This window comes from Archangium sp., from assembly GCF_057119385.1.
This window is the reverse complement of the sequence record NZ_DBNGVP010000072.1, coordinates 63155-73845: the sequence shown is the minus strand read 5'-3', so window position 1 is coordinate 73845 and position 10691 is coordinate 63155. Positions and strand designations below refer to the sequence as shown.

Below are 10691 nucleotides of genomic sequence, written 5' to 3'. Positions count from 1 at the left end.
CCAGCACCACCGGGTGCTCCTCCACCTCCTCCACGTCCTGGCATCGCCAGAACCCGCAGCGCCCCTCGTCACACAGCGGGACCACACAGCTCGGGTCCTCCCGGGCCTCCTCCCACGAGGCCACGGGGTCCACGTCCTCGACCGACTCGCTCACTGCGGGCGTCGAGGTCGTCGCGCACGCGCTCAGCACCAACCCGAGCAGCGCCAACCAGCTCTTCCAGGGCAGGACTCGCATCCCGCCCACGCTACACCACCGCTATGGCACCCCTCTCACCGTGCCGCGAGCAGCTCCGCCTGCGCGGCGGCCACGCCAACACCCGGCTGCGCCTTGTGGCCCGCCGCCGCGAGCGCCCGCTCCACCGCGCCCACCGTGGCCAGCACATCCCCCGGGCCCACCACGTTCATGTGTCCCACCCGGAAGTAGCGCGTCTTCAACTGCGGATGCAGTCCACCCGCCAGCACCACGCCCTGCTCGCGCGCTCGTCCGACCAGCCCCGCGTCCACGCCCTCCGGGTAGTACAGCGCGCTCAGCGTGTTCGCCGTCACCGCCTCGTTCACCGGCAACAGCTTCAACCCCAGCGCCTTCCAGCCCGCGCGGAAGGCCCGCGCCATGCGCTGGTGCCGGGCGAAGCGCGCCTCCATCCCCTCGCGGAGGATCTGCCCCAGGCTCACCTCCAGCGCGTACACCAGGTTCACCGGCGGCGTCGCGAAGTAGGACGCCCGCCCCGCCTCGTATGCCTCCATGATGGGCAGCCACTCGCCGAAGTCCGCGTACAGCGAGCGCACCGGCGTCTTCCTCGAGCGCCACGCATTCATCGCCTTCTGGCTCACCGTGAGCAGCGCCAGCCCCGGCGGCACGCCAATCGCCTTCTGGCTCGCCGTCAGGTACACGTCCGCGCCCCACGCCTCCTGGTGGAACGTCTCGCCCGCCGTGGCGCACACCCCGTCCACCACCGCCAACACCCCGTGCCGGCCCGCCGCCTTCACCAGCGCCTCCACCGGCGCCAGCACCCCCGTGCTCGTGTCCACGTGCGTCACCGTCATCACCTTGAAGCGCCCGCTCGCCAGCACCCGCTCCACCGCCGCCACCTCGGGCACCTCGCCCGGCGCGCACTTCTCCTGCACCACCTCCGCCCCGTAGCGCTCCAGCAGCAGCGCCATCCGGTCGCTGAAATACCCCGTGTTCACCACCAGCGCCCGCTCGCCCGGCTCCACCAGGTTCGCCACCGCCATCTCCATCGCCAGCGTCCCGCTGCCCGCCACCACGAAGGGCTGCGCCGACGGCGCCAGGCACACCTCGCGCAGCTTCTTCAGCGCTCGCCCGAAGACGGAGATGAACTCCGGCGCCACGTGGCTGGCCGTCTTCATGCCCAGCGCCCGCAGCACCTCCGGGTCGAACTCCACCGGGCCAGGAATCATCAGCAGGTCTCGCTCGCTCACGGGTACTCCTCTTCGTGGTTGGGGGGCTGCAGCCTTCTACTTCGTCAGGCGCTTGTTCAGGAAGTAGCGACTCTCGCCTCGTGGATAGTCCGGCAGCGTTCCGAAGCGCGTGTAGCCCTGCTTCTCGTAGAAGCCCAGGGCCTGGAAGCTGAACGTGTCCAGGTGCGCCGAGTGGCAACCCCGCCGCACCGCGGCATCCTCGATGCTCGCCATCAGCCGTCCACCCCAGCCCTGTCCGCGCAGGCGCTCGTCCACCCACAGGTGGCTCACGAAGAGCCACTCCCAGTGGGTATAGCCCATGGCTCCTCCGAGCAGGCTCCCGTCCTCCGACCGGATGAAGACGGCCAGGTCCCGCGCCTTCTCCGGCGCCGCCCGCGTCTCGTTGTACCGCACCAGGCTGCGAATCAGCGTCCGGAGCTCCTCCTCGGAAGGCTCCTCCACCACCGTCATCTTCACCGCGTCCAGGGCGTCCATCCCGCGATGGTAGCGGCTCCAGGTGTTCGCCGTTGAGCGTCCCGTGCATCAAGGCCATGGCCCTCCCCGGGAGCGCATGGCGCACTGCCTCCTCCATGTCCCTCCGACTCTGTCTCGTCTTCCTGCTGGCCTGCGGCTGTGCCTCGTCCTCCTCCACGACTCGCGCCCCTCCCCCCGAATCCCAGACACAGACGTGGCGGAGCCCGCTGCACCGGGACCATCCGCTGGTGGGAAGAATCTGGGACGTCCGGCAGGGCCGCTTCGTGGACGAGCCCACGCTGCTGGCGGAGCTCGCCCGGGCCCGCTTCGTGCTCCTCGGCGAGCGGCACGACAACCCCGACCACCACCTCCTCCAGGCCCGGCTCGTGGACGCGCTCACCGCCTCCGGCCGCAAGCCCACGCTCGCCTTCGAGATGCTCGACGTGGAGCAGCAGCCCGCCGTGGACGAAGCGCTCGCCCGCGAGCCCGGGAACCCGGATGTCATCGCCCGGGCCGTCGCGTGGGAGAAGAGCGGCTGGCCCGACTGGTCCCTCTACCGTCCCATCTTCGCCGTCGGCACCGCGCGCGGCCTGCGCATCGTCGGCGCCAACCTCCCTCGCGCCCAGGTGAAGGAGCTCGTCATGCGCGGACCCGACGCCCTGCCTCCGGAGACACGCTCGCGGCTCGGGCTCGAGACGCCGCTGCCGGAGGACGTCGCCCAGGCCATGCGCGCGGAGATGCACGAGTCCCACTGCGGCCACCTGCCCGAGGCCATGCTCGAGCCCATGGTGCTCGCCCAGCGCGCCCGGGATGCGCAGATGGCCGATCGTCTGAGCACCACCGCCTCGGATGCGGGAGCCATTCTCATCACCGGCGCCGGCCATGCGCGCACCGACCGCGGAGTCCCCGCGCAGCTCGCCCGGCTCGCCCCGGGCGCTCCGGTGCGCAGCCTCGCCTTCCTCGAGGTCTCCCCCGAGGCCCAGGAGCCACGCGATTACGCCCCCTCGGACAGCCCTGGCGGGCTGCCGTATGACCATGTCTGGTTCACCCCGGCCTCCGAGCGGGAGGACCCCTGCGCCGCGTTCCGCCAGAAATCCCCCGGAAAATAGCGTGTCAGGAACCGGCGGGAGCCCGCGTCTCTTCAAGTGTAGGCGGGAGCGACGACGGCGGAATCGCCCGAGCCCCCGCGAAAGCTTTGAAGCGCCCGGCAGGAGAGGTCTTACACGCACCTCTGTTGGTTCGAATCCAACTTCCCGCACCATGCGCGGGAATAGCCAAATGGTAAAGGCACTCGACTATTAATCGAGCAGTCAAACGGCTTTTCCACTCGGGCGTTTCAATTCCTCTCTGACAGCATTTGCGTCCGGCCGAAGAGGCCCTACAAGCCCTGGCTCTCGGTGTCGCCGGTTCGAATCCGGCTTTCCCCCCTCCCTTCATGGGGGAAATAGCTCAGTCTGGTAGAGCACGAGATTAAAAATGGCTTCCTCACTCGGACGCAGACCCCTTCCCTCCGCTTCCAGCGGTGGGTTTCTCCGGATCGAGCCGAGCGGGTAACCTCGCGCGCCATGCGCTGGTTACCCTTCGCTCTCGTCGCTCTCCTCTCCGTACACTGTGCCCATGCGCCCGAGGCCCCACCGGCGGCTCCCACGGCTTCCACGCCCGTGGCCGCCGCTCCGGAATGGCCCGAGCCCCAGCCTCCGCAGTTGCGCCTGCCCGACTCCGTGCGGCCGGTGCGCTACGCGCTGGAGCTGACGCTCCTCCCCGCCGAGCCCACCTACTCCGGCACCGTCACCGTCGACCTGGACGTCCGTGAGCCCGTGCGGCAGGTGTGGCTGCACGCGCAGGACCTCCAGGTGACGCGGGCCCGTGTCCTCGTCAGCGGCCGCACGCTGGAGGCTCGCGCCATCACCGCCACCGAGGGCCGGCTCGGCGTGCTGCTCCCCGAGACGCTCGGCACGGGCCCGGCCCAGCTCGTCCTCACCTTCACCGGCCGCGCGGACCGCGAGCGCAGCCAGGGCCTCTACGCCGTGGAAGAGGGCGGCGAGCCCTACCTCTACACCTTCTTCGAGCCCATCGACGCGCGGCGCGCCTTCCCGTGCTTCGACGAGCCGGGCTTCAAGGTGCCCTGGACGCTGCGCTTCACCGTGAAGCAGGAGCACGTGGCGCTCGCCAACCACGCCATCGTCTCCGAGGAGCCGCTGCCCGGGGGCCTCAAGCGCGTCACCTTCGCCGAGAGCCGCCCCATGCCCAGCTACCTCGTCGCCTTCGTGGTGGGCCCCTTCGACCTGGTGGACGCCGGCCCCATCGGCCGTGCCCATGTCCCGCTGCGCTTCATCGTCCCCAAGGGCCGCGGCGCCGAGACGGCCTATGCCGCCAGCGTCACCCCGCGCATCATCACCCTGCTCGAGGACTTCTTCGACCAGACGTACCCGTACGAGAAGCTCGATGTGGCGGTGGTGCCCCACTTCTGGGGCACCATGGAGCACCCTGGCATCGTCGCGCTCGGCCAGCCCCTCACCCTCATCCACCCCGGCGAGGAGACGCTCCAGCGCCGCAAGTCCTATGTGAACATCGCCATCCACGAGCTGGCCCACTACTGGTTCGGCGACGTCGTCACCTGCCGCTGGTGGGACGATGTCTGGCTCAACGAGTCCCTCACCACCTGGCTCGACCATGAAATCACCGGCCAGTTCGACCCCGCCTGGCAGTACGCGCTGGAGGGCCAGGCCAACTCGGCCGCCTTCGCGCTCGAGACGGACTCGCTCATCACCTCGCCCGCCGTCCGCAAGCCCATCACCACCAACGACGACATCATCGGCTCCTTCGACAACGGCACCACCTACGCCAAGGGCTCCTCCCTGCTCTCCATGCTCCAGGGCTGGCTCGGCGCGGAGCGGCTGCGCGACGCGCTGCGCACCCACGTGCGCCAGCACGCCTGGGCCGTGACGGACTCGGACGGTTTCCTCGCCACGCTCTCCGAGTCGCTCGGGCCCGACGCCGCCCGCGTCTTCCGCGGCTACGTGGACCAGCCCGGCGTCCCCCGCGTCTCCGCCAGCCTCCAGTGCAAGCCGGGCACGGCGCCAAAGCTGATGCTCTCCCAGGAGCGCTACCTCCCCGCGGGCTCCACCGGCTCCACCGCGCGGACGTGGGACATCCCCGTGTGTCTGCGCGCCGGCAAGGGCAAGGACGCCACGCGCACCTGCACGCTCCTCTCCACCCCCACCGCCGAGGTGGAGCTGCCCGGACAGGGCTGCCCCTCGTGGCTCCTCCTCAACGCCGGGGGCACCGGCTACTACCGCGTGAGCTACTCGCGCGAGCAGCTCGCCCAGCTGCTCTCCGTTCCTCCGGGAACCCTGAGCACCCAGGAGCGCCTCGCCTTCCTCGCCGACGTGAAGGCCGCCGTGGACCGCGGGGACGTGCCGCTCGGCGAGGCCCTGAAGCTCGTCCCCGCCACCGCCGCGGCTCCCCAGCGCCTCATCCTCCAGCGCGGTGTCCAGCTTCTCTCCGACATCAAGGCCGAGCGGCTCCCCGAGGCCGAGCGCTCGCGCTACGAGGCCTGGCTGCGCGGCCTCTATGGCGCCCGCGCCCGCGCCGTGGGCTGGACCCCCAAGCCGGGCGAGGGCGATGACGTGAAGCAGCTGCGCCCCATGCTGCTCGGGCGCGCCGTCATCGTGGGACGGGACCCCGCCCTCACCCGGGAGGGCATCAAGCTCGGCCGCGCGTGGCTGGCGGACCGCAAGGCCGTGCACCCGGAGATGGCCTGGACCGCCCTCCGGGTGGCGGCGCGCGAGGGCGACAAGGCCCTCTTCGACACGATGCTCGCCCAGGCCCGCGCGGCGAAGGACCGCAACGAGCGCGCCCGGTTGCTCGGCACGCTCGGCGTCTTCCGCGACCCGGCGCTCGTGAAGGAGGCGCTCTCCCTGGTGGCCGGCGGCACGTTCGACGTGCGCGAGACGCTGTCCATCCTCTACACCGCCTTCTCCATCCCCGAGTCGCGCGCCCAGGCCTGGGACTTCTACCGGAGCCACTTCGACGCGCTCTCCAGCCGGTTGCGCTCGGATGAGATGAACTGGCTCATCGAGATGACAGGAGACCTCTGCGACGAGCAGGGGCGCGCCGAGGCCGAGGCCTTGCTGCGTCCCCGCGTGGAGAAGATCGAAGGCGGGACCCGCTCGCTCGCCCGCGCGCTCGAGTCCATGCAGCTGTGCATCGAGGCGGAGCGCCGCAACCAGCCGAGCCTGCGGGAGTTCATCCGCGGCCTCGGCAAGGGCGTGGACACGTCGGCGCGGCGCTGACGCCCGCCCGGGACACCGCTCAGGCCTGGGCGGTGTCCCCCTGGGCTTCCAGCACGCTCCGGCCGAGCACCCGCAAGGCCTCGCGCAGGTCCGACGAGGCCGCCTCCGCCGGAGCACCGCGTGCCCGCTCCACGCGCCGCCGCGCCTCCGCGAGGCACTTCATCCCCGCCTCGCCGCCCGGTGCGGCCCGCGCGGCCTCGGCCAGGTCCAGCGAGGCGCGCAGCAGCGAGGAGAGCTCCCGCAGCACGGCGTCGTCGCGCAGCTCGGGCGTCACCTCCAGCGAGGCGAACCCATCCCGGGCGGCCCCGAGCTCCCCGAGCGCCGCCTGCACCGAGGCCAGGTGCGCGGTGAAGCGCAGCGCGTGCCAGCGCGACACCCGGTCCAGGGTGGCGATGGAGTCGGACAGACGGACGCGCGCGGCCTCCAGCGCGCCGAGCGCCACCAGGGCCCGGCCCAGCTCGCCCAGCGCGACGCCCTCCAGGATGCGCATGCCGAGCTGCCGGCCCATGCGCACGGCGCCCTCCAGGTGCTCCCGGGCCTCGGCCGCCCGGCCCGCGTCGAGCAGGAAGCAGCCCAGGTTCACCCGCGCCAGCGCGTGTCCCGCCCGGTCTCCCACGCGCGAGGCCTTCTCCATGGCCTCCTCCAGCAGCGCCACCGCCTCCGCCGTGCCTCCGCCCTCGCCAATCGCCATGGCGTAATTGGTGAGGAAGCCCACCTCGAAGGCCACGTCGCCCACGGCGCGGAACAGCTCCAGCGCGGTGCGCAGGTGCGGCAGCGCCGCCCCGGCTCCGTGCCGCCCCAGCTCCAGAATCCCCAGGTTGCCCACCGCGTACGCGTCCAGCCACCGGTCTCCCAGCGAGGACAGCTCCTGCGCCTCCTGCACCAGCTCCCACGCCGTGCCCATGTCGCCCTCGTCTCGGGCCACGATGCTCAGGTCCACCAGCACGCGCTTGGTCCGGTCCACCGCGTCCAGCGCGGCGAAGGCGGAACGCGCCGCCTCCAGGTCCCTCCACGCCGCGGCGAGCTGGCCCGCGCCATGGTGCGTCCGGCCCCGCACCGCGAGCGCCTCGGCCCGCAGCTGCGGCTCCACGTCCATGATGGACGCCAGCTCCAGCGCCTTGTCCAACCGCGACAACGTAATCCCCACCGGGCCCCGGGCCGTCACGTCCGGCTCCAGCGCCAGCAGCGCGCCCAGCGCCCGCTCCAGGGAGCCCTCCGTTGCGGGCACCACCGCCAGCGCGTTGTCACAAGCCGCCAGCAGGTTCTCGCGCTCCAGCGACAGCCGGCGGAAGGCCAGCTCTCCACCCTCTCCGCGCATCCGCGCGCTCAGCCGGCGGGCCATCGCCAGGTAGCAGCTCGCGTGGCGCGCCGCCAGCGTCGGCCCCTCGCCCCGCTCCGCCAGCCGCGAGGACGCGTACTGGCGGATGCTCTCGTACAGCCCCAGCCGCAGCTCCCCGGGCAGCCCGTCCGGCGCGTAGGCGCGCAGCAGGGACTTGGAGCGCAGCGAGTGGATGATCTCCATCACGTCCGGCCCGCCCGGAGGGAACACGAGCACCGCCTCGGCCGCCTCCAGGGTGAAGCCGCCGCGGAACACCGAGCACTGCGCCAGCGCCGCGCGCTCCGCCGGCTCCAGCAGGTTCCAGGACCAGTCGATGGCGCCCCACAGCGTGCTCTGCCGCGCCGAGCCGTCGCGCCGCGCGCCCCGCAGCAGCTCGAAGCGGCGGGACAGCCGCTCCTGAATCTGCGACACGCCCAGCAGGTTGGTGCGCGCCGCCGCGAGCTCGATGGCCAGGGGAATGCCATCCAGCTTGCGGACGATGTCCGCCACCAGCGGGGCCTCCGCCTCCGTCAGCTCGAAGCCGCCGCGCACCGCGAGGGCCCGCTGGACGAACAGGCGCAGGGCGTCACACCGGCCCAGGAGCTCCGGGCGCGTCTCGCCCTCCTCGGGCACCTGCAAGGGCTCCAGGTCGATGACGCGCTCCTCGGGCAGCAGCAGCGACTCGCGCGAGGTGACGAGGAAGCGGGCCCGGGGCGCCAGCGCGCGCCAGCGGCCCAGCGTGGCCGGCAGGTGCTGGAGGACGTGCTCCACGTTGTCGAGGATGACGAGCACGTCCCCGCGTCCGGCCAGGGCCCGCCCCAGCCGCTCCGCCGGCTCGCTGTCCTCGCCGCTGCGGGTGAGCGCGACGCCCAGCGCCTGGCCCATGGCGTGGCAGATGTCGCCCACCGTCGCCGCGTCCGTGAGCTCGCACATCCACACCCCGCCCTCCCACGTGCGCGCCTCCAGCTCCTGGTTGCCGAAGCGCGTGGCCAGCCGGCTCTTCCCCATGCCCCCGGGGCCCAGCAGCGTGACGAGCCGCGCCTGCGTGTCGAAGCACCGCCGCAGCGCCGCCAGCTCCTCGCGCCGGCCAATCAACTCCCCCGTCTCGGCCGGCACCTGGCCCCGCGGCACCGGCTGAACCCGGAGCGCCTCGAAGCGCCGCTCCGCCAGCACCGCGGGCTGCACCTGCACCAGCGTGACGGCCTCGCCAATGCCCTCGAGGTGGTACTCGCCCAGCGCGTGCACCCGGGGCTGGCCCAGCGCCTCCAGCGCGCCCTGCACCTGGGCCCAGGCCGCCCCACTCACCAGCACCTGCCCGCCCTGGCCGGCCGACGCCACGCGCGCCGCCACGTTCACCATCCGCCCGATGTAGTCCACCTCGCCCGTCTGCTCGTCCAGACGGCACTCCGGCTCCCCCAGGTGCACGCCCATGCGCACCCGCAGGCCCCGGTACACCCATCCGCCCGGCCCCTTCTCCTCGGCAGCGTCCGGCTCGGCCAGCAGCTCCTCCGGCCAGGGCGCACGCACCAACGCCTGCTGCGCCTCCAGACACCAGCGCACCGCCTCCACCGCCGAGGCGAAGGCCACCATGAAGGAGTCCCCCTGCGTCTTCACCTCATAGCCGCCGTGCTCGGCCAGCAGCGCGCGCAGCACCCGGTCGTGCACGTCCAGCGCCGTCCGCATGCCCCCGCTGCACCGCTCCCACAGCCGCGTGGAGCCCTGCACGTCCGTGAAGACGAGCGCCACCGTGCCGATGGGTGCCGCGACGGTCGAGGAACGCCGCCGCGAAGCCCCCCCGACTCCCGGGCCCTCCGTGGTGCTGAGTGATGAAAACATGCGCAGGACGCTCCCCATCACCCGCTCTCCCTCGCCTGCGATCATGATGACCGTGAGGCCGGAAATTCGCGCTACCCCCGTGCCCCATTCGTGCACCATCACACGGAGCGGGCGGAGCCTCCGTCGCGAGCGGACTCCCACTCGCGCCTCCCTCTGGCCACACCCGGCGCGCCCGCCAGAGGGGGGCCCTCATCGCTAGGGGCCGCGCACGTCCGGGGGCAACCCCGAGCGTCCAACACCCGACGCTTCCGCTCCGGGGTGTCTTCCATTCCACGCGCGGAACGTTCACCGGCAACGCTCTGGAGCACCCGGCCCTCCAGCCTGTATCTGGGTTACAGAAACAACGGCACTTTCTCTCGTGGAGCCCGCTTCGCACCGGCGCCATCCCGGGCGAAGCCTTCATGCGTGGGCTCCGGGGGGTACACCATGAAGAGCACGTGTGGAGCGCTGCTGCTGACACTCGCCGTGGGCTGCGGCCCGGTGCAAGAGGAGGCACCCGCGCCACCTCCGGAGGTGGGCACCTCCCTCCAGGGCCTCGAGGACGACAACGGGCTGACCATGAATGGCCTGGCCTTCAACGGACTCGCCTTCAACGGGCTGGCCTTCAATGGACTCGCCTTCAACGGACTGGCCAGCGGCGCCTTCACCTCGTGGTTCCAGCAGAGCCCGCTGACGACGAGCCTCTTCATGAAGTACCTGGTCCGCTGCGCCGTGCCGGCCGGGCAGTACCGCACCTTCTCGGACGGCGGGTTCACCTATGTCTGGCCCGGGAGCCTGGGGCTGGCGCCGGGCTGGTCGGGCGGCGCGCCGGTCTCCGTGGAGGAGCAGCAGGTCGTCACCGCGTGCGTCGCGGCGCTCGTCAACAAGTTCGGGCGCTCGGTGGGCGTCTCCGTGCTGGGCGCCAACGCGCAGGGACAGCTCATCCCCTCCACGGCCACGGAGCTCGCGGACTACTCGCTCCGGGAGGCGTGCTTCTTCGGCAACATGTTCACCGACGAGGGCCTCTTCGTCGGCAATGACCAGGCCCCGCTGCCCCCGTCGCAGAGCAGCCTGAGGGCGTGCGCGCTCGAGGGGAGCGACGCGTGCCCACCGCTCGTCCACATCGGCAGCTGCCAGGCGAGCTGCACGTTGGACTCCACCGGGACGTACTACACGCGCTGCACCCGCAACGGCAGGAGCTACCGCCCCATCACCACCCGGCTGCGCCCCCAGGAGGTCGTCGTGTGCGGGGACGGCCTCTGCCAGTTCACCGAGTCCTGTGGCAGCAGCAACCGCTACGACGACTGCGCGCTGGACTGCGGCCCCTGCCGCTGAGCGCGGAAGCGCCCATGGCCCGGGGCCCGGAGTGC

Annotated in this window: 6 protein-coding genes, 2 tRNA genes and 1 pseudogene; 5 read left to right on the top strand and 4 right to left on the bottom strand. The window is 72.1% G+C overall.

Annotation, left to right across the window (positions count from 1 at the left end):
• The 3 genes and pseudogenes from AC16DP_RS17210 to AC16DP_RS17200 form a co-directional block, all read right to left on the bottom strand.
• Positions 1-235: pseudogene (locus AC16DP_RS17210) on the bottom strand (SitA6 family polymorphic toxin lipoprotein); the annotation flags it as partial.
• Positions 236-270: 35 nt separating this feature from the next.
• Positions 271-1419, bottom strand: coding sequence for a pyridoxal-phosphate-dependent aminotransferase family protein (locus AC16DP_RS17205; RefSeq protein WP_329728504.1), 1149 nt, complete (start codon positions 1417-1419; stop codon positions 271-273).
• Between the two features lie 57 nt (positions 1420-1476).
• Positions 1477-1914 (bottom strand): GNAT family N-acetyltransferase, encoded by a 438-nt coding sequence (locus AC16DP_RS17200; RefSeq protein ID WP_329728502.1) that lies wholly within the window; start codon positions 1912-1914, stop codon positions 1477-1479.
• Positions 1915-2009: 95 nt separating this feature from the next.
• Between AC16DP_RS17200 and AC16DP_RS17195 the strand changes: the two genes are divergently transcribed.
• The 4 genes from AC16DP_RS17195 to AC16DP_RS17180 all read left to right on the top strand — a co-directional run bounded on the left by AC16DP_RS17195 (position 2010) and on the right by AC16DP_RS17180 (position 6188).
• The gene (locus AC16DP_RS17195) at positions 2010-3002 is read left to right on the top strand and encodes a ChaN family lipoprotein (protein WP_329728501.1); all 993 of its coding nucleotides are present in this window, start codon (positions 2010-2012) and stop codon (positions 3000-3002) included.
• A gap of 42 nt (positions 3003-3044) precedes the next feature.
• Positions 3045-3154, top strand: a tRNA-OTHER gene (locus AC16DP_RS17190).
• A gap of 5 nt (positions 3155-3159) precedes the next feature.
• Positions 3160-3320, top strand: a tRNA-Asn gene (locus tag AC16DP_RS17185).
• Between the two features lie 138 nt (positions 3321-3458).
• Complete coding sequence (locus AC16DP_RS17180; protein ID WP_329728500.1) at positions 3459-6188, top strand: M1 family metallopeptidase; 2730 nt, start codon at positions 3459-3461, stop codon at positions 6186-6188.
• A 19-nt stretch (positions 6189-6207) separates the two neighbouring features.
• Here AC16DP_RS17180 and AC16DP_RS17175 read toward each other — a convergent pair whose 3' ends face one another.
• Positions 6208-9342, bottom strand: a complete 3135-nt coding sequence (locus AC16DP_RS17175; protein WP_329728499.1) for an ATP-binding protein — start codon at positions 9340-9342, stop codon at positions 6208-6210.
• A gap of 426 nt (positions 9343-9768) precedes the next feature.
• On the opposite strand from AC16DP_RS17175, the gene AC16DP_RS17170 reads away from it, so the two are divergent.
• Positions 9769-10656 carry a hypothetical protein gene (locus AC16DP_RS17170; protein ID WP_329728498.1) on the top strand — a complete coding sequence of 296 codons (888 nt, stop codon included), beginning with the start codon at positions 9769-9771 and terminating at the stop codon, positions 10654-10656.
• Positions 10657-10691: the final 35 nt, after the last annotated feature.